Raw genomic sequence first — 23,865 nt, forward strand, 5'->3', positions numbered from 1 at the left:
ATTAGAATGATTGCGACAAGAGCGTACTGTTTATCGAAAAGAAAAGCGACAGAAGATTCTCCTGATGGTTGGAATGCAACATGTATGAGGCTTAATAATAAAATCTTTGCGATATTGAACCATGAAGAAGGCGAAAAAGCGGCAATAACATTAAAATGTGATCCAGAACTTGCGCTAAGATTAAGAGAAGAGTATCCAGAAACAATCATTCCAGGGTATCATATGAATAAAAAACATTGGAATACGGTGTATATACATAAAGATGTGGAACAGATGCAAATTAATAAGATGATTGATTGGTCGTATGATTTAGTTCTGCAGTCATTTTCAAAGAAAAAGCAGCAAGAGTTATTAGATTAATATGTATAAGGGGTGGGTGTGTTGAAAGACACGATTAAAGATACATATGATAAATTAGCGAGTACATATAAAGAAAATCTAGATGTCGCAAATCCATATAACAGCTATTATGAAAGACCAGCGATGATGGAGATGATTCCAAAGAGATTAGAAGGGAAGAGCGTGCTAGATGCTGGGTGTGCAGCTGGATGGTATACTTCTCAATTTGTAGAAAGTGGAGCAAATGTTACTGCAATTGACGTAAGTTCTGAAATGGTAAAAGCTGCAAAGGAAAGTATGGGTGATAAGGCAACGTTTCTTTGTCATGACTTGCAAGAAATATTACCGTTTGAAGATCATACTTTTGATGTAATTGTAAGTTCGTTAACCCTTCATTATTTAGAAAATTGGAATCAAGTATTTCAGGAGTTTCGTCGCGTACTGAAGCCAGGTGGAGAATTTATATACTCCATTCATCATCCTTTTATGGATTTTACAAAGTTTACTTGTGAAAATTATTTCGAAAAACAACTATTGGTAGATACTTGGATTAAACCAGATATTACAATAGAAGTTAGTTTTTTTAGAAGGTCACTTCAAGACATAATTAATGAAACAACAAATTGTTTTGTGTTAGAAAAAATGGTTGAACCGAGGCCAGTTGAAAAGATGAAAGAAGTAAATGAAAAATCTTATCATTATTTAAATACAAATCCACATTTTTTTATTGTTAAAGCAGTTAATAAATAGCTAGTAAAATGATTATATTTTACTAGCTATTTTGCAGTTTTAAATGATGAATTAGGAGTTTTGAAATGAATACGAAACGAAATAGATTACTATACGCAACGTTTACAATCCTTGTTATTATTTTAGGACTTAGTTCAAGAAAGTTTGCTTTTGCGCTGCCGGCTCTATTAAATGATTATTTAGGTGATGCTTTATGGGCGTTAATGATTTTCATTGGATTCGGATTTTTATTTCCTAAAATAGAAACGAAGAAATTGGCTTTTATTAGTTTAATGTTTTGCTACGGGATTGAAGTGAGCCAATTGTACCATGCCGAATGGATAGATAGCATTCGTGCAACGACTTTAGGTGGACTCGTGTTAGGTTATGGATTTTTGTGGAGTGATTTAGTGGCTTACACAATTGGTGTTGGAATAGGATTTCTTTTTGAGTTGATTTTATGGAAGAAATAAGTGAGTTTAAATGGGGGGATTTACTAAAATTAAATGAAGAGATGTTTTTCTGGATTTTTGCTAGTAAAGAAACTATTGCAGAATTAATAGAAAGGAGTGTGCAAACATGAAAAAAGTTATATTAATAGGTTCTGGTGGTTCAGGGAAATCTACATTAGCAAGGCATTTAGGAAATAAATTAAATATTAAAGTACATCATCTTGATGCGTTATTTTGGAAACCGAATTGGGAAGGGGTACCGAAAGAGGAGCAAAGAACGGTTCAGAATGAATTAGTTAAAGAAGATGAGTGGATTATTGATGGGAATTATGGTGGGACAATGGATATAAGAATGAACGCAGCGGATACAATTATCTTTCTTGATATTCATAGAACAATATGTGCTTATCGTGCTTTTAAAAGAGTTATACAATATCGGAATCAAACAAGACCGGATATGGGCGCGGGATGTAAGGAAAGATTTGATTTGCAATTTTTTAAATGGATATGGGAATATCCTAAGACGAAGCGACCTACAATTTTAAAGAAGTTAAATCAATTGAGTAAGGATAAAGATGTTATTATTTTAAAATCTACAAATGAAGTAAGACTATTTTTAGAGAAGTACGATGCTATAAATAGTTAGATTATAAAAAGAAATAACCTGGGGGGATAGAATTGGATAGATTTATTAGGCTAGTTGATTCTAATATGGTGAAAATTCCAACAGGAAAAGTAGAATTAAGAGATGATCGAATAAAGAAAGAATGGAAAGTCCAAGTTAATTCGTTTCTTCTTGCAAAGTATGTTGTAACGATGGAATTGTATGATGCGATTACGAATCATACATCAAATTTATCCAAAGATAAATACAAACCAGTTGTAAATATCTCATGGAATGATGCCATTATGTTTTGTAATCTGCTTTCAAAAAAAGCGGGGTTAAAAGAATATTATTCTATTAATGACGGTGGTCAAATTGTTAGTTGTAATTTAGATTCAAATGGGTACCGATTACCTTCAGAAGCAGAGTGGCAATATGCGTGTAAAGCAGGAACTACTGGATACATATATGGTGAATTGAAAAAGATTGCTTGGTATAATGAAAATTCAAACGGACAAATTCAAGACATCGGTAAAAAAGAGCCGAATGCATGGGGCTTGTATGATATGTTGGGGAACGTTTGGGAATGGTGTTATGATTTGTATGATGAAAAGGTGTATGGAGCATACCGGATTTTTCGAGGTGGTAGTTGGGCTGAAGAAGCTAGAGGTTGTGGCGCGACTTGTCGTCGCCGTAGTCATCCAACATTTTATATAGATGACCTTGGATTTAGGCTCGCTAAGTCCATTTAGAAGAATTATAAGAGCAAAATAATGTAGAGAAGATTTAAATTAAGGAGTGTTTAAAGTGGCACGTGTTTTATTCATTAATACTGGATCAGAAGGACATATAAATCCAACGTTGCAAGTTGTAGAAGAATTAGTTTCGCGCGGGGAAGAGGTAGTTTATTTTTCAATAGAAGCTTTCAGAGAACGTATTGAAAAAACAGGGGCTATTGTAAGAACAATTGACGACCAAAGATTTATAAAAGCATTTCTTTCCGGTGGTCGAAATTATTTGCAAGAAAGAATAAACGGTCTCTTATATACAGCAGATGTGGTAATACCTAGTGTTTTAGAGCAAATTGAAGGAGAGCAGTTTGATTACATCATTCACGATTCGATGTTTGGGTGCGGTCGTTTAATTGCTCAAATTCTAAAGCTTCCAGCAATAAATTCTTGTACATCTTTTGCGCAGGATGAAAGATCGTTTGAACAAATGTTAGATTACTTGTCTAAAAATATACCAGTGGAAGTTCAAGATAACATACATAATGATTTTGAACGCTTAACAAAAGGAATTTCAGAGAAATATGGTGTTGAAATAAACTCAACGTATGAAGTTTTTTGTAACCCAGCGCCACTCACTATTGTGTATACGGTTAAAGAGTTTCAACCTTTCGGTGATACGTTTAATGAAACATATAAATTTGTAGGCCCATCTATTTCTGCACAAGTAAAAAATGAAGACTTTGATTTTACTTCAATTGAAGAAAAATGCCCGATTTACATTTCGCTAGGCACTGTTTTTAATGAAGCGCTTGATTTTTATAAACTTTGTATGAAGGCGTTCGAGAATAGTGATCATACAATTGTGATGTCTATTGGTAATAAAACGAACATAAGTGATTTAGGTGAAATTCCTAAAAACTTCATTGTAAAAAATTATGTGCCACAAACGAAACTACTTGCATATACAAAGTTGTTTATTACACATGGCGGAATGAACAGTACACATGAAGGATTAAATAACGGGATTCCACTCATTGTAATTCCGCAAAGTGCAGATCAGCCAGTAATTGCAAAGCAAGTAGAGAATCTAGGAGTTGGGATTAAGTTATCTATGAAAGAATTAACTGTAGAACAACTACGTGAAAGTGTAGAACTTGTATTAAATAATCCATCATATAAAGAAGCTGCGTTGCATTTGAAGGAGTCTTTCCGGAAATCTGGTGGCTATAAGGAAGCTACTAATGAGATTTTTACATTTATAGGTCAGTAATAAATGGAATATTATACATTAGAAGAGTGTCTATATGAAATGATATAGACACTCTTCTGTTATATGAAGCGGAGAATCAATTGTTTTGAAAGATTAAATATCTTGTTTTATAAATTCTGGCCATAGTTTTACATGTTAGTAATGCTTTCACAGTTTCTGCACAACTTCTGCACATGTTTTGGTGATTTCTATGTCATGATATATTCATTAAGTGAAATATTTCACATAAAAAGAAATATATTTTCACTGCGGTGTATGCATAAGTAACACATACATCGATGCAAGATTGTCTCTTGTTATTCTTTTACATCGAAGCCCACATTACACTACAAAGTATAACAAGAAAGGGACAGGAATATGAATAATCGATTATTAAAACAACTACAAAACATGAAAATGAACAAAAAAAGTCTAGGAGCTGTTGCATTAACAGCTGGAATTATTGGCACGACACTTATTCCTCAAAACGCATACGCGCACGGTTTTGTTGAAAAGCCTGGCAGCCGATCTGCTTTATGTAGTCCAACCTATGGTGCACTGAATGTAAACTGCGGAAGTATTATGTATGAACCACAAAGTTTAGAAGCTCCAAAAGGATTTCCACAAGCTGGCCCAATTGATGGGAAAATTGCTTCTGCAGGCGGCAAATTTGGTGGTATTTTGGATCAGCAAACAGCCGATCGTTGGTTTAAGAATACAATTACTGGTGGGGAAAATACATTTACTTGGAAGTATACAGCGCCTCACTTAACAAGCAAATGGCATTACTATATTACTAAAAAAGGATGGAACCCAAATAAAGCGCTAACAAGAGCAGATTTTGAACCAATTGGAACTGTACAACATGATGGTTCTACGGCTTCAAATCATTTAACGCACAAAATCAATGTGCCTACTGATCGTAGTGGATATTATGTGATTTTAGCAGTATGGGATGTAGCTGATACAGCAAATGCATTCTATAATGTTATTGATGTTAATCTCATCAATGACATAAAACCAGATACGGAGGCTCCAAGTATTCCAAATGGAATTCAGGCACAAAAAGTAACAGCGAATAGTATAGAACTAGCTTGGAACGATTCTACGGATAATGTAGGGGTAAAAGGATATCAAATCTTCCGTAACGGAGAAATGATCGATACAGTACCGGGCACTCATTTTATTGATAAAAAATTACAACCAAGCACGGAATATTCTTATACTGTAAAAGCAATTGACGCAGCTGGAAATGCTTCGAAAGAAAGTGCAAAGCTTACAGTAAAAACGGCAGTTGAGGCTCCCGATACAGAAGCACCAACACAACCAAAAGGATTACATAGTATGGGAACAACATCTTCAAGTGTGGATCTAATGTGGAGTCCTTCTGACGATAACATTGGTGTAGACCATTACGATATTTATAGAGAAGAAGAAGGATCAATGAAAAAGATTGCAACATCCAATACGACTTCTTATATGGATAAAAATTTACTCTCTAATACTACTTATAAATATGTAGTAAAAGCTGTTGATGTAGCTGGAAATGAATCTGTACAGAGTGATATATTCACAATTACTACAAAAACTGAAAGCGCTTCATATGAAGAGTGGAATGCAACGAAAGCATATGAAAAGGGAGATAGAGTTCTATACGAGGGAAAAGTATATGAAGCAGTCCAGAGTTATAAAGGAAATGGGGATCCAAACTGGATTTATGCCTTATCATTATGGAAAACAGTATAAGCTTTACTAAGATATAAACTAAGAGATAATGGGCTTTGATGCAAAAGGACATCTTGAGAATTCATTTTTCTATTAATAAAAAGGGTAGTATATGAATACATAATGTAGTTTCATATACTGCCCTTTTTATTATGATAATATTTTCGTCATAAGTATATGTGGAATACCGTCTTCCATAAATATATCAGAAGAAGTTTGATAACCTAATTTTTTATAAAATCCTTCAGCCTGTGTTTGACCGTGTAGTTTTACTTTTGTAGATTCTTTTTCACGAGCAATTTCTTCTAACGCTTGAATAATTACTTTTCCTAATCCATATTTACGATAGTCTTTTAAAATACAAATACGTTCTAATTTTCCAGCTCCATCAACAAATCGTATGCGACCTGTACCAACGGGAAGCTCATTATAATAAACTAAAATATGTTTACATGTCTCACCAATTTCATCGAATGTATCGAATTCGTCTTCAAGAGGGACATTTTGTTCTTTTACAAATACTTCTTTTCGAATGTAGAAGGCAGTTTCTAAATCTGTACGTTCTGTTATGAGTTTGGAGTGCAATTTGTTCAGCCCTTTCTAGTGTAATGTACTTTTATTTTCATAGTATATCATAATGATACGTAGTAAAGAGAAATATAAAAAGCTGACTGTAAGAGTCAGCATCCATTATAATTCCTGTATCCCGTTTTTTGTTCCAATAATCGCCTTACTAGTCATATTAACAAACAATCCGGTTTCAACTACACCAGTAATCATTTTTAAATGATTGTGTAAATTGGCAGGATTCGTTATGTTATGAGGGAATACACAATCAATAATCATGTTATTATTATCGGTTATAAATGTTTCATTATTTTTTAAGCGTAACGTTGTTTGACAACCTAAAGATTGAATTTTACTTTCGGTTTGTTTCCATGAAAAAGGTATGATTTCAACAGGTAATGGAAAAGTACCTAAATGCGTTACAAGTTTTGATTCATCAGCAATGATAAGTAGTTCTTTAGAGGAGGAGGCAACGATTTTTTCACGAAGTAATGCGCCACCGCCTCCTTTTATAAGGTGTAAATTTGAATCAATTTCATCCGCTCCATCAATTGTAAGATCAAGACTTTGTATGTCGTTTAATGAAATTAGTGGGATATTTAGTTGCTGAGCTAATACTTCAGTTTCTTTTGATGTCGGGACAGCTTGAAATGATAGTCCTTCTTTTACACGTTCACCTAATTTTTCTATCATCCAGTATACGGTAGAACCTGTACCAAGCCCAATCTTCATTCCATCTTTTACGAAAGTTGCAGCATATTCACCAGCGAGTTGTTTTAAATTCATCGATTTACTCCGCCGGGCGTGGTCCAGCATCAAGACCTGAATTTTCAACTGTAAGTACCGGACGAACTACTATATCCTTATGTACACGCATTTGACAAGATAATCGTAAATGATCTTCAATCCCTTTTTCTGTCATCGCATTTTTTTCCTTTGCATTCGCTTCACAAAAATCACCTGCTATAATTTCTACTCTACAAGTTGTGCAACGTGCTTTTCCGCCGCAACGATGGAGTATGTTTACACCGTTGTCTTCAATTGCTAATACTAATTTTGTGCCTTCTTGTACATCAAAAGTTCCCGTACCTTCAATTGTTAATTTTGGCAAATTTGTTCCTCCTCACGTAAAATGGTACATAACATATTTATGACCGCGAATTATTGAACATAAACATAATTTTTTTATATGCCCCGTAACTTTTTTATTTGTTGAATCGTTAATTAAGTAAGCGCTGAAAAGGAGTGGTTATTTTGTGCACAAAAGTTACTCATATTTTAAAGAATCATATCGATATGAATCATTCAAATATAAATTTTTTAATTGAGCAATATGGAGAGTTAAAAAGATACTGTACTTTTTTAACGAAAAACAAATGGGATGGGGAAGATCTCGCCCAAGAAACAGTGTGTAGAGTACTTCAAAAATATAGAAATAAAGATATTTGTATGGCACTCGTCTATAAAATAGCAAGAAATCGTTGGTTAGATCAGATGAAATCTAAGTCTGTTCATGAAAAAATAAGAGAACAAATCACTTTTGAAGAGCCACAAGAGAATATTGCAGATTTGCATGAAATGGTAGGGAAAGTATTATCTTCATTAAATGTACAGCAATCCACGATTTTATTATTAAAGGATGTTTTTCAATATAGTATCGTTGATATTGCTAAAGTATGTTCCGTATCGGAAGGGGCAGTAAAAGCTTCTTTGTTTCGGAGTAGAAATAGGTTGAAAACTGTAAGTGAAGAAGGGATTGAGATAGTTGAATTCACAGATGATATGGAAGTTGTAGTGACGTCTATTCGAGAGGAGAGACCGGAATTATTAACGAAACTGCTTCCGACAATAGATTTTACTAAGTTACCATCTAAACAGCCAGTCTTATTATTTAATGTGAAACAATCCTCTTCCTACAGTTGTATGCTTTGCGCGGCATAAAAATTATTGGAGGGATTTAAAATGAATGCAATTCCATATGTAGTAGAACAAACAAAATTAGGAGAACGTTCCTATGATATATATTCAAGGTTATTGAAAGACCGCATTATTATAATCGGTTCAGAGATTAATGATCAGGTTGCGAGCAGTGTAGTAGCGCAATTATTATTTTTAGAAGCGGAAGATGCGGAGAAAGATATATTTCTGTATATTAATAGTCCTGGTGGCTCAACGACAGCGGGATTTGCAATATTAGATACAATGAATCTTATTAAACCGGATGTGCAAACGCTTTGTATGGGCTTAGCTGCATCATTTGGTGCCCTTTTACTATTAGCTGGTGCAAAAGGAAAAAGATTCGCGCTTCCTAATAGTGAAATCATGATTCATCAGCCACTTGGCGGTGTAAAAGGGCAAGCAACAGAAATCGAAATTACAGCAAAAAGAATATTGAAATTAAAGCATGACATTAATAAGATTATTGCTGATAGAACAGGACAGCCAATCGAAAAAATAGCACATGATACGGAAAGAGATTATTTTATGACAGCCGAGGAAGCTAAAGAATATGGGATTGTTGATGGGGTCGTTGAGAAAAAATAATATAAACCAGGCTAGAGAATATGCTCATTCTCTAGCCTGGTTTTTTAATCTTTAATCCATTCATCAACTAACGTTTGGTTCTTTTTAATCCATTTTCGCGCCGCTTCTTCGGGATCTTTCGTTTTATTTAACTCGACCATTAATGTACCGAGCTGTTCATCGTTCATTTTCCATTTGTCAAAGTATTTTATGATATCTGGATGATCTTTTTCGAAACCTTTACGAACAGAGTAATAAATGTCATCTTTTTCACCATATACTTTCTTAGGGTCTTTTAAATATTTTAAATCAAATTCTGAAAAGCCCCAATGCGGATTCCAAAGCGTAACAGCGATTGGTTTCTTTTTCGTATATGCTTTCTTTAGTTCACTCATCATCGCCGCTTCAGAAGATTGGACAAGTTTTAGTTTAATATCATATTCCTTCATCGCCTTATTTGTTAAATTCATTAGGCTGCTGCCAGGTTCAATTCCGACAATTTTATTATCTAGTTCATCTTTATGTGCATTTAGATCTTCAATGCTGTTTATGTTTTTCACATAAGAAGGGACAACTAAACCTAGTCCGGTTCCTTCATACCATTTTGATTTTAAGACAATATCATCTTTATAACGATCATTTAGTGGTTTATCCGTAACGGGTAGCCATACTTCTAAATTAGCATCAACATCACCGCGAGCAACACCAGTCCAAATTGCCGCTTTTTCTAAATACATAAGCTCAACTTTGTAGCCTTTTTGTTCTAATAGAACTTTCCACATGTTTGCTGTTGCAATGTTTTCTTTCCAACTTGTTACACCTAGTTTAATTTTTCCTTTCGAATTTGCATTTGTTGCATTACATGAAGAGAAAATCATAGTAATAAATAATGCAAGGCATATGAGCCATATTTTCTTTCTCATTAAAAACCTCCTAAGAAACGTTTGCTTTTTAAATAAATGTATAAGTAAGCATTCTTATTATGAACGGAAAAGAGAATTTTAAAGAAATCTTATAAATGTTATTTTTATGTAATATTTCTTTGCAAAATCGCAACACTATGTGAATAGATGGGTAGAAAAGGAGTAGTGACATGGATAATACAAAGGTACGTGTTGAAAACGTAACAAAAGTATTTGGGAAACACCCGCAAAGAGCGCTTACCTTATTAAAAGAAGGAAAAAGTAAATCGGAAATTTTGAAAGAGACAGGAATGAACGTTGGCGTAAAAAAGGCGACGTTCGAAGTATATACGGGAGAAATTTTCGTTATTATGGGATTGTCTGGTAGCGGGAAATCGACGTTAGTTCGTATGTTAAACCAACTGATTAGACCAACAGCGGGGCATATATACATAGATGGAGAAGATATCGCAACGATGGGCAAAGAAGAGTTGCGAAGAGTGAGAAGAACGAAAATGAGTATGGTGTTTCAGAAATTCGCTCTATTCCCTCATCGTACCGTTTTGCAAAATGTTGCATATGGGTTGGAAATACAAGGAGTTCCAGTAGAGGAACGAGAGAGAAAAGCGTTAGAGTCCTTGAAGTTAGTTGGATTAGACCATCATAAAGATAATTATCCAAGTCAACTGAGTGGTGGTATGCAACAGCGTGTCGGCATTGCGAGAGCGCTTACGAATGATCCGGATGTTTTACTTATGGATGAGTCATTTAGTGCATTAGATCCACTGATTCGAAAAGAAATGCAAGATGAACTGTTAGAATTACAAGATAAAATGGAAAAAACAATTATTTTTATTACGCATGATTTAGATGAAGCCCTTCGAATTGGTGATCGAATTGCGTTAATGAAAGATGGAGAAGTTGTCCAAATTGGAACGCCAGAAGAAATTATGATGAGTCCTGCGAATGAATTTGTAGAGAAATTCGTGGCGGATGTGAATTTAGGAAAAGTAATAACGGCGGAATCTATATTAAAACGACCAGAGACGTTATTAATTGACCGTGGACCACGTGTAGCACTTCAAATTATGAGAAATGCCGGTGTTTCTACAGTGTATGTTGTTAACAAAAAGTATGAGTTTTTAGGAATATTAACGGCAGATGATGCGAGTAAAGCAGTTCAAAAACAGTGGCCAATTGCTGATTTATTACTTACCGATATCCCGCACGTGTATTTAGATACTTTACTGGAAGAAACGTATGCGAAAATGGCGGAGATGAAATATCCGTTACCAGTAATTGATGAGAAGAAAAGATTAAGAGGAATTATTAAACGTGAAAGTGTCATTCAAGCTCTTGCAGGTAATATTGAGGAAGAGGTGAAAGACGATGAATAGTATACCACGTATTCCCTTAGGGGAATGGGTCGACTCATTTGTTGCAAGTTTATATGAGCACTTTGAAGGCTTATTCCGAGGATTCTCTTATATTATCGGCGGATTCGTTGATTTACTCACTAATTTTTTAACAATAATACCGGCTATATTGATGATTATTATTTTGTGTTTCCTCATTTGGTACACAACGAGAAAAGTATCTTTAGTTATTTTTACACTGATCGGGTTATTATTTATTTTAAATATTAACTACTGGGCACAGACGATGCAGACATTAGCTCTTGTACTTACATCTGTTATTATTTCAATCATTGTAGGTATACCAATTGGTATTTTAGCTTCGCAAAATGAACGGTTTTCAAAATTTTTAAAACCAACATTAGATTTTATGCAAACAATGCCGGCTTTCGTATATCTTATTCCCGCGATTACATTTTTTGGAGTAGGTGTAGTACCTGGGATTATTGCATCGGTAATCTTTGCAATGCCACCGACAATTCGTTTTACTGACTTAGGAATTAGACAAGTTCCAGAAGATTTAATAGAAGCAGCGAATGCGTTTGGCTCTACCGCATCACAAAAATTATTTAAAGTACAATTACCACTCGCAACCGGAACGATCATGGCTGGTGTGAACCAAAGTATTATGCTCTCTTTATCAATGGTAGTAACAGCATCGCTTGTAGGAGCTCCAGGTCTTGGAGTTGATGTATACCGTTCTGTAACACAAGTTAATATCGGAATGGGATTTGAAGCCGGACTAGCCATTGTTGTCATTGCGATTATATTAGACCGCATTACACAAGGATTTCATCAAAAAAGAAGATAAACAAAAAACACACTTTATTATACAAAGTGTGTTTTTTGTTTGAATAAATTACATATGAACAATGAAAGAGCCGCCAGCTGGCGCACAAACTTGTTTTTTTATTTCATTGATTTAACTCTTCGATGAATAACGATATGTTTGTTTAATAGCGACTTGAAAATCTCTTCTTAAGAAGAGGATTATGTGCTGGAAAAGTATAAATAATAAAGTACATTTTTTGGAAATTATTAAGTGGAATAGCGAATATATTAGGAGACAGTGAAGTCATGTAAATAGATATTATTTTAGAAGAAATTATGGGAGGAGATGCTATGTTGTCTAAAAAGAAAAAAAGCAATGATGCCTTGGCAATAGGCGTCGGTATAGGAGTTGTAATCGGTGTATTTCAAGGTTATTTTACAAATAATTTAGTAATCGGAATTGTGATTGGGATTGTAATTGGAGTTGTGGTTTTGAAGAAAAAATGAGGTGTAAATTCAATTCAAAATTGTCGCATTAAAAGAATGAATTTTCAGAATATAAATCCTATTTTTCCTTTTTTTATGATATTATATATAAAAAGGATGGTGATGGATATGCCAACAAATAATCAAGAAGAACAAAATTGCTTCATTTGTGAAAAACATAAAGGAAATATTACAGTTCCAGGTGGAGCTATTTACGAAGATGAACTCGTTTACGTTGGACATGTCCACTGGGATAGCGAAGAAACGTATCTTGGTTATGTAATGATAGATATAAAAAGACATGTACCTGGTCTTGCTGAACTAACAGATGAAGAAGCGAAAAGGTTCGGACTTATATCAAGTAGAGTAAGTAAAGCACTAAAAGAAAGTGAAGGTGCAGAACATATTTACACGTTTGTTTCAGGAAATGGTGTACCACATATGCATATGCACATCATACCGCGTTATGCAAATACACCAAAAGAGTTTTGGTCACCGACTGAAGTAGCGAAATGGATGGGTGCGCCTTATGGTGATACAGAAAAAATCAAAAAACTATGCGAAAGAATACGAAAGTATATGGTGAGTGAATATGAATATAACAAATAATAGACAATATTCATGGGTTGGAAGTAGAGAAATGTGCTTAGACGAAATTTCGATAAAGCAATATGGTGAAATCGTAATTGGTAAATACGGCGGAAATATAAGTGCCGGAGCAAACAAGAACGAAGATGGTGCGTTAGTTTGGTCAAATGGTGATTGGGAATTTGCAGCTATATTAGATGGACATAATAGTGCAGAAAGTGTTGATTTAGTAGTAAATACAATTCAAAAAGAATATGAAAATATAAAAGAAATGATGAATGAATCGATTGATACAGTATTTCGATCTATTGAAAATCATATTCTTACTATCTTTCAATCTTCTTTATTTAAGGAAAAGTGCCAAAGAATTAAAGGTGAAACAGCTTGCTTACTATGTGTAAGAAAAGAAAACTACATATGGTGGTTATCTATCGGCGACTGTTTAGTGTATGTATTTCATGATGAATTACACAAATTAGGACAATATGCGTTAAATCAACGTCATTTTTACGAATGGATTGGTAACGTAAATACTTTTGATTTACCTGTTCCTTGCTATTCATCAGGAATTCGTGAATTACGTACTGGCAACAATCGAATTGTAATGGTGACAGATGGGGTATTAGAATACGGAGAACGTCGATATGAAACACCATTAAATCTATATAATGATATGAATAGAAATAATATAAAACTTGAAGAAAGTGTTCATCATGTATTAGAGCACGTTCATCATCAATTCGGACGAGATAGTGCGACAATTATTAGTTGGGACATTGATAATAAAGGAAAAGCTACTTATCCGAGTGATCAGCCAGATAAAAAGTAAAGGAGGAGACATCACTGTTTTTAGTTAAAGGAATTTTATTAATAGTATGGATCATATTCTTAGTTGTTTTGGAAAAAGTAGTGAGAAAAAAATTAAATATACCGAAACAAACAGACTGGAATAGTAAATATGTAAACAACGCTCATAAATGGGGCACTAGGGCTCTTATCGTTTCTTATATAATTGTTACGCTGATATGTGCCACTTTAAATCCTATTTATATTAGTAATTTACCCATATTATTTTTAATAACTTTATACTGCTTTCAATCATATATGGAGTGGAAATATGATAAAGAATCGAGGGAATATGTCATTTCTTTAGGCGTAGTTCCATTATTAATAATAACTGGAATTATGATTAATCTTTTCTTTTATAACTATTGGATTTAATCATATGTGGAATGAATGGGGAGACGAAATGAAGATACCTAAATTACGTGCTGAAGCAATGATTTTAAATGAAGATCATTCTAAAGTACTTGTACAATGTGATTTAAGAGAAATATTTTATCGTTTTCCAGGTGGTTCTATTGAATTCGGTGAAACAGCAAAAGAAGCAATAATGCGAGAATTAATGGAAGAATACGATTTGAAGATTGATGTCCAAGAGCTAGCTGTTGTAAATGAGCATATTTTCGAGTGGAACAACGAAAAAGGTCACCATTGTACATTGATGCATTGGGGAGCTGTTCAAGAGATGATTACAAATGAGATAAGGCATAAAGAACATGAGAATATTATATTAATATGGAAAAGTATAGAAGAGTTAAAGATGAAGTCAACATATCCTGAAGGGATTGTAGATTATTTAGAAGAAGATAATCGTAATATAGTTCACTTTATTTCAAAAAGCAAATGAAGGAATAGGAGGGATGTAAATGAGAACCTCTACGTTTTGGATTATAATTTTTGTTTTTTGTATAGCTGGCTATTTTTTTGAGCAATTTTTAAGAAGAAAGTTGAATATGGAGAAGAGGGGTTTCTTTGGATATAAGCATGTAAATAGCTTGCATGTAAAATTGGAAATAGTCTTGTTTATTATTTATTTTGTTAGTAGTATGATTTATGTTACTAGCAATGAAAATGCAAATGTAGGGTATGCCCTTTTCATTTTTTTTGGAACGTTATGGACGTTACGGGCATGGATGGAGTGGAAATTTGATAGGGAATCGAAAGAATACATTCTTTCGATAATCGGTTTATTTGCATTTGTAATTATGATTTCATTACTACTTTACTTTGATCCGATTTCAGCGTAAAAGTAAGTTTATAGATATAAAATAAGGGGATGAAATATTAGAACAAATTCGAGTGAAGTCTGTAGAGCAATCACTACTAATAATAGGTGTTGATGATTGCTGAAAATATATATGTAGAAAGTCATAAGCCACATGAGTTTGCAGATTTTATTATTGATGGCACAAAACAAGATTTAGCTGATAAATAAGAAACCATTTACTACTAAATGGTTTCTTATTTAAATGCATCATTTATTTTGGCTAATGTGGATGTAACGAAATTTGTTTTATCCTCTGCATATTGATGTTTATCATTAGGATTAGCTTGTGAAAGTTGAATCTTTAATTGTTCATACTGTATACGAGCAGTTTTATTGTCTATTAAGTAATCTCTGAATTGCAATTGTTCTATTAAATATGTATTCCCTCGTTCATACATATGAATTTGATGAGTTCTTGGCTCACCTTTATTAAAATAATATCGTTCAGGCAATACATCTTTTCTATATTTATAGTTTAGTAGTTCTAATTTTTTAATACAATGTATACCGTCCCTATAATTTTCTAATTCAATTGCTATATCAATAATGGGCTTTGCACTTAAATGTGGAATAGAAGTACTACCAATATGGTGTATCGCTAAAATATGTTCGCCAATTTATTCCTCAATGAATTGTTTCTCCTTTACAAATTCAATTGCCCACTCTTCAGTCCACGGAACTAAAAACACTTTACCATAGGGTAAACCTAACATTTAATTAGCACCTCTTTCAAAATGTTTTTCAATAAAGGTAATTACATTTTCTTAAAGCTTCTCAAAACAAGATATTCCCACAATCTCCAAGGAAGAATTTTCTTTGCAAAGATCATAAATTTTACACCTTTTCCAATCGGATATCGTAAATTCGTACGCTTAGATTCAGCAATTTCTACAATTTTATTAGCAACATCTATCGGATTGCCAAATGTATCACTGCCGCTATTAATATGTTTTTGTATTTTATCCATATATTCTTTGTAAGGAGAAGATGTATCAGATTGGTTTGTAGCTAGTTGTTTACCAACTTCCCAAATATTTGTGTTATAAGAACCTGGTTCTATTAAAGCAACATCTATTCCAAAAGGTTTTATTTCTAAACGAAGGGATTCACTCCATCCTTCTAATGCATATTTTGAAGAAACGTAAGGAGATAGACCAGGGAATGCAACTTGACCACTAATGCTGCTTATATTAATAATTTTTCCGCTTTGTTGTTCTCTCATATAAGGTAAAACAAGCTGAGTAATTGAAATAGCTCCAAATAGGTTCGTTTCAAATTGTTTACGGTATTCCTCTACTGGAGTTTCTTCTACAAAGCCCCCATTGGCATATCCTGCATTATTAATGAGGAGGTTCACTTTGTTTATTTCTTTTAAAAATAATTGAAAGTTATGTAAAGAGTTTTGATCGGTTACATCTAATTGTTGAATTTTTATGTTTTGCAGTAAGTTGAGTTGAGTAGCTTGAGATAATAAGTTTCCTTGTTTTTCAAGGTTTCTCATTGTTGCGATAACTAAATAATCTTTTTTTGCGAGTTCGAGTGTAGTTAATAGTCCGAATCCACTTGAAGCTCCTGTAATAACCGCGATTTTTTTATTCATTGGTCGCTCGCTTTCTTTTTCTTTTATCATAACGAGTTATAGTAAGAAAATCTATTATTCTTACATTCATTATGAAACCAATTTGTATGTAAAAAAGGGGATTATAGGAAATCAGCGTATATAAAGTAGTGTATATTAATATGATAATGAAATGAGGGAAGAGAAATGGCCCATGTGAAAGATGTATTAGCAGATCAGTTATTAGCGAATGCGAACGATCCTAGTTGGTATATTCCGTTTTCAGATGCAGTGAAAGATCTATCTGAGAGAGAAGCTTTCTGGAAACCGAATGAAGAGAGTAATAGTATAGCTGAAATTGTACAACATTTACTGTATTGGAACTCAACGTGGCAAACGAGGTATAAAGAATCAAATGTGAATGCTGTGCCCGCTATTGGTGATAATAACAAAAGTTTTATGCTTTCAGATAATCAATCTTTCGATGAATTAAGAGAAAAACTACTGGAGAAACTGTTACTATGGCAAAAGCTAATAAATAAAGAAAAGGTAGAAAGTGATGTAGTTGGATTCCCAGTATGTGCAAAGTGGTGGGAAGTGCTAGCAAATGTCACAACTCATAATGCTTATCATATTGGTCAAATTATTTACATTCGGAAGTTACAGAAGAGTTTTGATCATGAATAAAATAATGATTCTCAAATTAGGTGAACAAAAGTGGACAAAACGAGACAGGTGTCTCATTTTGTCCACTTTTTTATTTTGAAAGAAAAGAGAAACCCTATTAAATCAAGGATTAGAATTTGGCACAGTACTTGCAATATAAAAGATGAACAAGAAAATAGGAGGGCTGGACATGTTAAAAACAACTGAAAGTAAAGGGAATGAAATTACGAAAGAACAAGCTCGTTGGATGTATGAAAAAATGTTAGAGATTCGTAAGTTTGAAGATAAGGTACATGAATTGTTCGCTCAAGGCGTGCTGCCAGGTTTCGTCCATTTATACGCAGGTGAAGAAGCGGTAGCAGTTGGTGTATGTGCCCACTTAACGGATCGTGACAGTATTACAAGTACGCATAGAGGACATGGACACTGTATCGCAAAAGGTTGCGATTTAAACGGTATGATGGCTGAACTTTTTGGGAAAGCGACAGGGTTATGTAAAGGTAAAGGCGGCTCCATGCACATTGCTGATTTAGATAAAGGAATGCTTGGTGCAAATGGCATTGTAGGTGGTGGTTTCCCGCTTGCTTGCGGCTCAGCATTAACAGCTAAATATAAAGGAACGAAAGATGTAAGTGTTTGTTTCTTCGGTGACGGAGCAAATAATGAAGGAACATTTCACGAAGGGGTTAATTTAGCGGCGATTTGGAAATTACCAGTTATTTTTATCGCAGAAAATAACGGTTACGGTGAAGCGACAACATTTGAATATGCTTCAAGTTGTGATTCCATTGCAGATCGAGCGAAAGCTTACAATATTCCAGGTGTTCAAGTGGATGGAAAGGACTTGCTTGCGGTGTATAAAGCAGCGGAAGAAGCAGTAGAACGTGCTCGTAATGGCGGTGGTCCAACAATAATTGAATGTATGACATATCGTAATTACGGTCATTTCGAAGGTGAAGCACAAACGTATAAAACTTCAGAAGAAAAAGAAGAACATTTAAATGAAAAAGATGCGATTGTGAATTTCCGTAAGCATTTAATTCATGAAGCTTTATTAACTGAATCTGAGCTTGTAGATATGGAAAAGGCAGTAGATGAAGCGGTTCAAAAATCAATTGAATTTAGTGAAAATAGTCCATATCCAGAGGATGAAGAGTTATTAAAAGATGTATACGTTTCTTACAAATAAGAGGAGGGTGAAAAATAATGACTAGAACAGTAAGTATGTCAACTGCAATTAATGAAGCGATGAAAATCTCAATGCGTCGTGATGAAAACGTAATTTTAATAGGAGAAGACGTTGCAGGTGGTGCACAAGTTGATCACTTGCAAGATGATGAAGCATGGGGCGGTGTTCTTGGTGTTACGAAAGGCCTTGTACAAGAATTTGGCCGAAATCGTATTTTAGATACACCAATTTCAGAAGCGGGTTACATGGGAGCAGCAATGGCAGCTGCGGCAACAGGACTACGTCCGATTGCTGAATTAATGTTTAATGATTTTATCGGTAGTTGTCTTGATCAAGTATTAAACCAAGGTGCAAAGTTCCGCTATATGTTCGGTGGTAAAGCGAAAGTGCCAGTTACAGTACGTACGATGCATGGTGCAGGTTTTAGCGCAGCTGCACAACATTCACAAAGTTTGTATGCGTTATTTACGAGCATTCCAGGTATAAAAGTTGTCGTTCCTTCTACTCCATATGACGCAAAAGGCTTATTATTAGCGGCAATTGAAGATGATGACCCAGTAATCTTCTTTGAAGATAAAACACTTTACAATATGAAAGGTGAAGTGCCGGAAGGGTATTATACAATTCCATTAGGTAAAGCAGATATAAAACGTGAAGGTTCTGATGTAACAATCGTCGCCATTGGAAAACAAGTTCATACAGCACTTGCAGCCGCTGAGCAATTATCGAAAAAAGGACTTGAAGTAGAAGTAATTGATCCACGTTCTTTATCACCACTGGATGAAGATACGATTTTAGCATCAGTTGAAAAAACAAATCGCCTTATTGTTATTGATGAAGCAAATCCAAGATGTAGTATCGCAACGGATATTGCGGCAATTGTAGCGGATAAAGGATTCGATTTGTTAGATGCACCTATTAAACGAATTACAGCACCACATACACCAGTTCCGTTCTCGCCACCACTTGAAAAGTTATATTTACCAACGCCGGAAAAAGTAATTGAAACTGTATCAGAAATGATCGGAGACCAATCTTTATTACATGTGTAATAAAACGATGAGAAGGGAGAGAGAAGCATGGCTGTAGAAGTTGTAATGCCGAAGTTAGGTATGGCGATGAAAGAAGGTATTATTACGAGCTGGAATATTAAAGCAGGCGATCATGTATCAAAAGGTGAACTAATTGCTAGTATTAATTCGGAAAAAATCGAAACTGAAATAGAAGCACCAGCGGATGGAACTGTTCTTGATATAGCTGTAAGTGAAGATGAGGGAGTTCCACCTGGCACTGTCATTTGCTATATCGGTAAGCTGAACGAAAAAGTAGAAATCAATGAAAGTATAAATGTTGTAGAAGAAAAAGCACCTAATCTAGAGCCTAAAAAGGTCCAACATCCAGAACCATATGCGAAAGAAGTGGCGAAGCAAAGAATCAAAATTTCACCTGTAGCGAAGAAAATTGCAAAGTCTGAAAATCTAGATATCAAAGCATTAGTTGGTACAGGCCCTGGCGGAAGGATTACAAAAGTAGACGTATTAAAAGTGATTGAAGAAAGAGTAACAATTCCAGAAGTACTTGAACAAGAAGAAAGTAAAGCAATTCCTGTTACTGGTATGCGGAAAGCAATCGCAAACCGTATGCATGCAAGTTTACAAAATAGTGCGCAATTAACATTAACGATGAAAGTAGATGTTACAGATTTAGTTGCTTTACATAAAGAAATAGCGGCAGTTGTACAAAAACGATACGATAACAAACTAACTATTACGGATTTCGTTTCTCGTGCTGTTGTATTAGCGCTTGGAGAGCATAAAGAAATGAACAGCGCTTATATGGATGATACAATTCATCAATTTGAACATGTTCATTTAGGCATGGCAGTCGCATTAGAAAAAGGATTAGTCGTTCCAGCTATTCGATTTGCTAATAATCTATCTTTAGTAGAGTTATCTAAACAAATTAAAAACGTTGCACAAAAAGCAAGAGAAGGTAGTTTAAGTAGTGATGATATGCAAGGGACAACCTTTACAATTAGTAATTTAGGTAGCTTCGGTATTGAATATTTTACGCCAGTATTAAATACACCTGAAACTGGTATTTTAGGTGTAGGTGCAATTGAACATGTTCCAGTATATAAAGGGAAGAAAATAAAAAAAGGCAGTATGTTACCTTTAAGTTTAACATTCGATCATCGTGTATTAGATGGTGCACCAGCAGCTGCATTTTTACGCACAATTAAACGTTATTTAGGAGAACCTGTAACAATTCTTTTATAAAGAGAAGGTGAGAGAATGAGTAAACTAGTCGTTATTGGTGGCGGACCTGCTGGCTATGTAGCAGCAATTACCGCGGCTCAAAGTGGAAAAGAAGTCACTCTTATTGATGAAGCTGATCTTGGCGGGACTTGTTTAAATGTTGGGTGCATGCCTACAAAATCATTGTTAGAAAGTGCAGAAGTGCATGACATTGTGAGAAAAGCGAATCATTATGGAGTTATGCTTAACGAAGGAAGTATTTCAGTTGATTGGAAGCAAATGCAGGCGAGGAAATCACAAGTTGTAACACAGCTCGTCCAAGGAATTCAATATTTAATGAAGAAAAATAAAATAAAAGCTATACAAGGTAAAGCAAAATTTGAAACGGATCATCGTGTGAGAGTTACACACGGTGGTAAAGAAATTGTAGTAGATGGAGAACAATTCATTATTGCAGCAGGTTCAGAACCGACTGAATTACCTTCTGCTACATTTGATGGGAAATGGATTTTAAATAGTAGCCATGCAATGTCCCTAGAAAATATACCGAAATCATTATTAATTGTTGGTGGTGGTGTAATAGGATGCGAGTTTGCAAGTATTTATAGTCGTCTTGGAACAAAAGTTACGATTGTTGAAATGGCACCGCAATTATTACCTGGTGAAGATGAAGATATCGCACACATTTTAAGAGGGAAACTAGAAAATGATGGGGTAGAAATATTTACAGGAGCAGCTTTAAAAGGATTAAATAATTATAAAAAGCAAGCTTCATTTGAATATGAAGGAAGTACCCAAGTAGTTAATCCAGAATTTGTTCTCGTTTCTGTCGGCCGAAAACCACGTGTACAACAATTAGATTTAGAAAAAGCAGGCATTCAATATTCAAATAAAGGAATTTCTGTGAATGAACATATGCAAACCAATGTATCACATATTTACGCAGCGGGTGATGTGATTGGTGGAATCCAGCTTGCTCACGTTGCTTTTCATGAAGGAACGACAGCAGCATTACATGCGAGTGGAGAAGATGTAAAAGTAAACTATCATGCTGTACCTCGCTGTATTTATACAGCTCCAGAAATTGCTAGTGTCGGTTTAAGTGAAAAATTAGCAAGAGAGCAATATGGTGATATTCTTATCGGAGAGTTTCCTTTTTCAGCAAATGGAAAAGCGCTTATTATTGGAGAACAAACGGGTAAAGTAAAAGTCATTGTGGAACCTAAATATCAAGAAATTGTAGGGATTTCTATTATTGGTCCACGTGCAACCGAACTGATTGGACAAGGAACTGTAATGATTCATACAGAAGTTACTGCCGATATTATGAGAGATTATATTGCAGCGCACCCTACTTTATCTGAAGCGATTCATGAAGCGCTATTGCAAGCGGTAGGACATGCTGTACATGCTTAAATGGAAGTGTAATAAACCACTATTCTCTAAATGTATGAGAGAATAGTGGTTTGAATTTTTACAGAAGAAATTGAATATCCTATTATTTTTTTACGTCAATCGCTGAAGTAATATCGTTCCAATCAGCAGCTAAATTAGCAGTTTTACCGTACCAATCAGCGTGTTTAAATATAACACCTTTTCCATATCCTTGTGTAGAAGTATGCTCCCAAAGTGTCGTTGAATAACTTGCTGAAGGCGATGCTGTACTTACAGAAGAAATTCTGTCATTCCAGCTAGAAGGTAAGTTTTTAAAACCGCTGCTCCAGTAAATATATTGGCCACCTTTATCTTTATGTTCATAAAAATCAGTACTACCAGCACCGCTACCTAAAGGATTGATTTTATTTTTAAGTACTTTTTTATCCTTTTCAATATAAGTATCTAATGTTTCGCGGCTAGTAAAACCATAAGCTAGCCAATCTCCATTTTCATTTTGCTCTGGTAATACCATAGTAATTTGGATGTCTTTCTTATCTTGATCACTTAATTTTGTAAGAGAATTAACATTCTGTTCATCCACTTTTAAATAATCAAAAGACTTAATTGTGTTACCTTTTTCTTCAGCACTTGCTACTCCTAGTCCTCCAGTTAATGCAAATCCCACTACTAATGTACCTGCTACTAATTTCTTCAACATATAACCATCCCTTTTTGTTTAGATTTTTGTACTAGTAAAATGTATTCTAATTATCAACTATCGTAAATATTCTGAAGTTTTAGAAGTGAAAGGTGGAATATTTACAGTTTTGCATTTTTTTCTTTAGAAAAAATAGGTATTAGAATGATATAATAAATAGATATATCGATTTTGTTGGATGTTAAAATGTTTTAGGAGGGAAGCTGAAGAAGTAACGATTTGTGCAAAAGATGTATTGCTGGAGATAGATTACTAGTAAACTTGATGACTTTACAAACAAAAAAACAGTCGTATTTGACTGTTTTTTATTTAGTTGCTAAATTATCAAGTTTCCAATATGTATCTGTTAACGGCGCGGCTTTGCTATCTATGTATAGATACATATTATTTAAATCTTTTGGTGAAGTTTTCAGTTCAAATACAACGTCAGTAGTTAAAGAGAATTCGTGTGGAACATTTTTATAGTGCTCGTCATATATCGGATGAGCTTCACCTTCATATTTCTGACCAGTTTTTTCATCTTGTATGAAATATTTTATTTCCGAAAGATCAATAGTTTGTCCATCATCTCGAACATTATTAATCATAACACGAGTAGTAATGCGCCATTCTTTGTCTATTTTTTCGAATTTAGCATTTTCAACAGTTGCTCTATAGTATTCATTTTTAACTATTTCCCCATAATGCATTGCATTCTTTTCAAGAGCGCTCTTTTCTTGTTTTGGTGCAGTATTCCCATTACATCCTGCCATTAGTCCTGTAAATAATAATGCTGTACAAGTTACTTTCATTATAGATTTCATAATAATTCCTTTCTGTGTTAAAAAGTGAGACATAGGAATAATTTTACATTAATAGAAGGATGAATGGAAGTATAATTGTGAAACATGCAAATATGCATTTATTTA

Annotated in this window: 29 protein-coding genes and 2 pseudogenes; 23 read left to right on the forward strand and 8 right to left on the reverse strand. The window is 34.3% G+C overall.

Annotation, left to right across the window (positions count from 1 at the left end):
• The first annotated feature begins 6 nt into the window (after positions 1-6).
• From MR083_RS02805 to MR083_RS02835, 7 genes are all read left to right on the forward strand, one after another.
• Positions 7-360, forward strand: a complete 354-nt coding sequence (locus MR083_RS02805) for an MmcQ/YjbR family DNA-binding protein (RefSeq protein ID WP_016717687.1) — start codon at positions 7-9, stop codon at positions 358-360.
• A 21-nt stretch (positions 361-381) separates the two neighbouring features.
• A complete protein-coding gene (locus MR083_RS02810) occupies positions 382-1,089 on the forward strand; it encodes a class I SAM-dependent methyltransferase (protein WP_242268456.1) in 708 nt (235 codons plus the stop codon).
• A 65-nt stretch (positions 1,090-1,154) separates the two neighbouring features.
• Positions 1,155-1,541 (forward strand): ribosomal maturation YjgA family protein, encoded by a 387-nt coding sequence (locus MR083_RS02815; RefSeq protein ID WP_242268458.1) that lies wholly within the window; start codon positions 1,155-1,157, stop codon positions 1,539-1,541.
• A 106-nt stretch (positions 1,542-1,647) separates the two neighbouring features.
• The gene (locus MR083_RS02820) at positions 1,648-2,166 is read left to right on the forward strand and encodes a DNA topology modulation protein (RefSeq protein ID WP_242268460.1); all 519 of its coding nucleotides are present in this window, start codon (positions 1,648-1,650) and stop codon (positions 2,164-2,166) included.
• 65 nt (positions 2,167-2,231) lie between these two features.
• Positions 2,232-2,876, forward strand: a complete 645-nt coding sequence (locus MR083_RS02825; protein ID WP_050558058.1) for a formylglycine-generating enzyme family protein — start codon at positions 2,232-2,234, stop codon at positions 2,874-2,876.
• A gap of 55 nt (positions 2,877-2,931) precedes the next feature.
• Positions 2,932-4,125, forward strand: a complete 1,194-nt coding sequence (locus MR083_RS02830) for a macrolide family glycosyltransferase (protein WP_242268461.1) — start codon at positions 2,932-2,934, stop codon at positions 4,123-4,125.
• A gap of 357 nt (positions 4,126-4,482) precedes the next feature.
• The gene (locus tag MR083_RS02835; protein ID WP_001065244.1) at positions 4,483-5,850 is read left to right on the forward strand and encodes a lytic polysaccharide monooxygenase; all 1,368 of its coding nucleotides are present in this window, start codon (positions 4,483-4,485) and stop codon (positions 5,848-5,850) included.
• A 129-nt stretch (positions 5,851-5,979) separates the two neighbouring features.
• On the opposite strand, the gene MR083_RS02840 is transcribed toward MR083_RS02835, so the two are convergent.
• From MR083_RS02840 to MR083_RS02850, 3 genes are all read right to left on the reverse strand, one after another.
• Complete coding sequence (locus MR083_RS02840; protein WP_000555726.1) at positions 5,980-6,414, reverse strand: GNAT family N-acetyltransferase; 435 nt, start codon at positions 6,412-6,414, stop codon at positions 5,980-5,982.
• 105 nt (positions 6,415-6,519) lie between these two features.
• Positions 6,520-7,182, reverse strand: coding sequence for a ribose-5-phosphate isomerase RpiA (gene rpiA, locus MR083_RS02845; RefSeq protein ID WP_016717680.1), 663 nt, complete (start codon positions 7,180-7,182; stop codon positions 6,520-6,522).
• Positions 7,183-7,186: 4 nt separating this feature from the next.
• Entirely contained in the window at positions 7,187-7,507 is a 321-nt protein-coding gene (locus MR083_RS02850; RefSeq protein ID WP_001125397.1) for a 2Fe-2S iron-sulfur cluster-binding protein, read from the reverse strand.
• 143 nt (positions 7,508-7,650) lie between these two features.
• On the opposite strand from MR083_RS02850, the gene MR083_RS02855 reads away from it, so the two are divergent.
• Together MR083_RS02855 and clpP are read left to right on the forward strand one after the other, a co-directional pair.
• On the forward strand, positions 7,651-8,337 hold the full coding sequence (locus tag MR083_RS02855) for an RNA polymerase subunit sigma-70 (protein ID WP_242268463.1): 687 nt from the start codon (positions 7,651-7,653) through the stop codon (positions 8,335-8,337).
• A gap of 21 nt (positions 8,338-8,358) precedes the next feature.
• Positions 8,359-8,940, forward strand: coding sequence for an ATP-dependent Clp endopeptidase proteolytic subunit ClpP (clpP, locus tag MR083_RS02860; protein WP_001992188.1), 582 nt, complete (start codon positions 8,359-8,361; stop codon positions 8,938-8,940).
• 44 nt (positions 8,941-8,984) lie between these two features.
• On the opposite strand, the gene MR083_RS02865 is transcribed toward clpP, so the two are convergent.
• Entirely contained in the window at positions 8,985-9,842 is an 858-nt protein-coding gene (locus MR083_RS02865; RefSeq protein ID WP_001227648.1) for a glycine betaine ABC transporter substrate-binding protein, read from the reverse strand.
• A gap of 170 nt (positions 9,843-10,012) precedes the next feature.
• On the opposite strand from MR083_RS02865, the gene MR083_RS02870 reads away from it, so the two are divergent.
• The 9 genes and pseudogenes from MR083_RS02870 to MR083_RS02910 all read left to right on the forward strand — a co-directional run.
• Entirely contained in the window at positions 10,013-11,218 is a 1,206-nt protein-coding gene (locus tag MR083_RS02870) for a quaternary amine ABC transporter ATP-binding protein (protein ID WP_000370623.1), read from the forward strand.
• Positions 11,211-12,047, forward strand: a complete 837-nt coding sequence (locus tag MR083_RS02875) for an ABC transporter permease (protein ID WP_001084762.1) — start codon at positions 11,211-11,213, stop codon at positions 12,045-12,047. Before MR083_RS02870 ends, MR083_RS02875 begins: the two co-directional genes overlap by 8 nt.
• 296 nt (positions 12,048-12,343) lie before the next feature.
• Positions 12,344-12,514: a glycine zipper domain-containing protein gene (locus MR083_RS02880; protein WP_242268465.1), complete on the forward strand. Its 171-nt coding sequence runs from the start codon at positions 12,344-12,346 to the stop codon at positions 12,512-12,514.
• Between the two features lie 102 nt (positions 12,515-12,616).
• Positions 12,617-13,102, forward strand: coding sequence for an HIT family protein (locus MR083_RS02885; protein ID WP_029141132.1), 486 nt, complete (start codon positions 12,617-12,619; stop codon positions 13,100-13,102).
• The gene (locus MR083_RS02890) at positions 13,086-13,910 is read left to right on the forward strand and encodes a PP2C family serine/threonine-protein phosphatase (protein ID WP_242268467.1); all 825 of its coding nucleotides are present in this window, start codon (positions 13,086-13,088) and stop codon (positions 13,908-13,910) included. Before MR083_RS02885 ends, MR083_RS02890 begins: the two co-directional genes overlap by 17 nt.
• A 68-nt stretch (positions 13,911-13,978) precedes the next feature.
• Positions 13,979-14,302, forward strand: coding sequence for a DUF4181 domain-containing protein (locus MR083_RS02895; RefSeq protein WP_113711978.1), 324 nt, complete (start codon positions 13,979-13,981; stop codon positions 14,300-14,302).
• Positions 14,303-14,330: 28 nt separating this feature from the next.
• On the forward strand, positions 14,331-14,771 hold the full coding sequence (locus tag MR083_RS02900; protein WP_242268473.1) for an NUDIX domain-containing protein: 441 nt from the start codon (positions 14,331-14,333) through the stop codon (positions 14,769-14,771).
• Positions 14,772-14,790: 19 nt separating this feature from the next.
• Complete coding sequence (locus tag MR083_RS02905) at positions 14,791-15,171, forward strand: DUF4181 domain-containing protein (protein ID WP_001260750.1); 381 nt, start codon at positions 14,791-14,793, stop codon at positions 15,169-15,171.
• 92 nt (positions 15,172-15,263) lie between these two features.
• Positions 15,264-15,359, forward strand: a pseudogene (locus MR083_RS02910) (uridine kinase); the annotation flags it as partial.
• Between the two features lie 26 nt (positions 15,360-15,385).
• Here MR083_RS02910 and MR083_RS02915 read toward each other — a convergent pair.
• Positions 15,386-15,904 (reverse strand): annotated as a pseudogene (locus tag MR083_RS02915) (GrpB family protein).
• 41 nt (positions 15,905-15,945) lie between these two features.
• The gene (locus MR083_RS02920; protein WP_242268475.1) at positions 15,946-16,791 is read right to left on the reverse strand and encodes an oxidoreductase; all 846 of its coding nucleotides are present in this window, start codon (positions 16,789-16,791) and stop codon (positions 15,946-15,948) included.
• 165 nt (positions 16,792-16,956) lie between these two features.
• On the opposite strand from MR083_RS02920, the gene MR083_RS02925 reads away from it, so the two are divergent.
• The 5 genes from MR083_RS02925 (at position 16,957) to lpdA (ending at position 22,278) form a co-directional block, all read left to right on the forward strand.
• A complete protein-coding gene (locus tag MR083_RS02925; RefSeq protein WP_000951600.1) occupies positions 16,957-17,436 on the forward strand; it encodes a DinB family protein in 480 nt (159 codons plus the stop codon).
• Positions 17,437-17,605: 169 nt separating this feature from the next.
• The gene (gene acoA / locus MR083_RS02930; RefSeq protein ID WP_242268477.1) at positions 17,606-18,604 is read left to right on the forward strand and encodes an acetoin:2,6-dichlorophenolindophenol oxidoreductase subunit alpha; all 999 of its coding nucleotides are present in this window, start codon (positions 17,606-17,608) and stop codon (positions 18,602-18,604) included.
• Between the two features lie 17 nt (positions 18,605-18,621).
• On the forward strand, positions 18,622-19,656 hold the full coding sequence (gene acoB, locus MR083_RS02935; RefSeq protein ID WP_000198893.1) for an acetoin:2,6-dichlorophenolindophenol oxidoreductase subunit beta: 1,035 nt from the start codon (positions 18,622-18,624) through the stop codon (positions 19,654-19,656).
• A 27-nt stretch (positions 19,657-19,683) separates the two neighbouring features.
• Entirely contained in the window at positions 19,684-20,883 is a 1,200-nt protein-coding gene (locus MR083_RS02940; RefSeq protein WP_242268479.1) for a dihydrolipoamide acetyltransferase family protein, read from the forward strand.
• A gap of 15 nt (positions 20,884-20,898) precedes the next feature.
• Entirely contained in the window at positions 20,899-22,278 is a 1,380-nt protein-coding gene (gene lpdA, locus MR083_RS02945) for a dihydrolipoyl dehydrogenase (RefSeq protein ID WP_242268480.1), read from the forward strand.
• A gap of 82 nt (positions 22,279-22,360) precedes the next feature.
• Here lpdA and MR083_RS02950 read toward each other — a convergent pair whose 3' ends face one another.
• On the reverse strand, positions 22,361-22,957 hold the full coding sequence (locus MR083_RS02950) for a hypothetical protein (protein ID WP_242268482.1): 597 nt from the start codon (positions 22,955-22,957) through the stop codon (positions 22,361-22,363).
• A gap of 305 nt (positions 22,958-23,262) precedes the next feature.
• On the reverse strand, positions 23,263-23,760 hold the full coding sequence (locus tag MR083_RS02955) for a hypothetical protein (RefSeq protein ID WP_000836196.1): 498 nt from the start codon (positions 23,758-23,760) through the stop codon (positions 23,263-23,265).
• Between the last annotated feature and the right edge of the window lie 105 nt (positions 23,761-23,865).

The organism is Bacillus cereus group sp. BfR-BA-01408, from assembly GCF_022663305.1.
In the GTDB taxonomy this organism is placed as follows: Bacteria; Bacillota; Bacilli; order Bacillales; family Bacillaceae_G; genus Bacillus_A; species Bacillus_A pacificus.

Coding starts and splice junctions, on each gene's coding strand:
- MR083_RS02900 (WP_242268473.1), top strand. CDS start 14,331: ATGAAGATACCTAAATTACGTGCTGAAGCAATGATTTTAAATGAAGAT.
- MR083_RS02865 (WP_001227648.1), bottom strand. CDS start 9,842: ATGAGAAAGAAAATATGGCTCATATGCCTTGCATTATTTATTACTATG.
- lpdA (WP_242268480.1), top strand. CDS start 20,899: ATGAGTAAACTAGTCGTTATTGGTGGCGGACCTGCTGGCTATGTAGCA.
- MR083_RS02835 (WP_001065244.1), top strand. CDS start 4,483: ATGAATAATCGATTATTAAAACAACTACAAAACATGAAAATGAACAAA.
- MR083_RS02925 (WP_000951600.1), top strand. CDS start 16,957: ATGGCCCATGTGAAAGATGTATTAGCAGATCAGTTATTAGCGAATGCG.
- MR083_RS02905 (WP_001260750.1), top strand. CDS start 14,791: ATGAGAACCTCTACGTTTTGGATTATAATTTTTGTTTTTTGTATAGCT.
- clpP (WP_001992188.1), top strand. CDS start 8,359: ATGAATGCAATTCCATATGTAGTAGAACAAACAAAATTAGGAGAACGT.
- acoA (WP_242268477.1), top strand. CDS start 17,606: ATGTTAAAAACAACTGAAAGTAAAGGGAATGAAATTACGAAAGAACAA.
- MR083_RS02805 (WP_016717687.1), top strand. CDS start 7: ATGATTGCGACAAGAGCGTACTGTTTATCGAAAAGAAAAGCGACAGAA.
- MR083_RS02955 (WP_000836196.1), bottom strand. CDS start 23,760: ATGAAATCTATAATGAAAGTAACTTGTACAGCATTATTATTTACAGGA.
- MR083_RS02890 (WP_242268467.1), top strand. CDS start 13,086: ATGAATATAACAAATAATAGACAATATTCATGGGTTGGAAGTAGAGAA.
- MR083_RS02870 (WP_000370623.1), top strand. CDS start 10,013: ATGGATAATACAAAGGTACGTGTTGAAAACGTAACAAAAGTATTTGGG.
- MR083_RS02885 (WP_029141132.1), top strand. CDS start 12,617: ATGGATATGCCAACAAATAATCAAGAAGAACAAAATTGCTTCATTTGT.
- MR083_RS02875 (WP_001084762.1), top strand. CDS start 11,211: ATGAATAGTATACCACGTATTCCCTTAGGGGAATGGGTCGACTCATTT.
- MR083_RS02825 (WP_050558058.1), top strand. CDS start 2,232: ATGGTGAAAATTCCAACAGGAAAAGTAGAATTAAGAGATGATCGAATA.
- rpiA (WP_016717680.1), bottom strand. CDS start 7,182: ATGAATTTAAAACAACTCGCTGGTGAATATGCTGCAACTTTCGTAAAA.
- MR083_RS02920 (WP_242268475.1), bottom strand. CDS start 16,791: ATGAATAAAAAAATCGCGGTTATTACAGGAGCTTCAAGTGGATTCGGA.
- acoB (WP_000198893.1), top strand. CDS start 18,622: ATGACTAGAACAGTAAGTATGTCAACTGCAATTAATGAAGCGATGAAA.
- MR083_RS02820 (WP_242268460.1), top strand. CDS start 1,648: ATGAAAAAAGTTATATTAATAGGTTCTGGTGGTTCAGGGAAATCTACA.
- MR083_RS02950 (WP_242268482.1), bottom strand. CDS start 22,957: ATGTTGAAGAAATTAGTAGCAGGTACATTAGTAGTGGGATTTGCATTA.
- MR083_RS02815 (WP_242268458.1), top strand. CDS start 1,155: ATGAATACGAAACGAAATAGATTACTATACGCAACGTTTACAATCCTT.
- MR083_RS02880 (WP_242268465.1), top strand. CDS start 12,344: ATGGGAGGAGATGCTATGTTGTCTAAAAAGAAAAAAAGCAATGATGCC.
- MR083_RS02940 (WP_242268479.1), top strand. CDS start 19,684: ATGGCTGTAGAAGTTGTAATGCCGAAGTTAGGTATGGCGATGAAAGAA.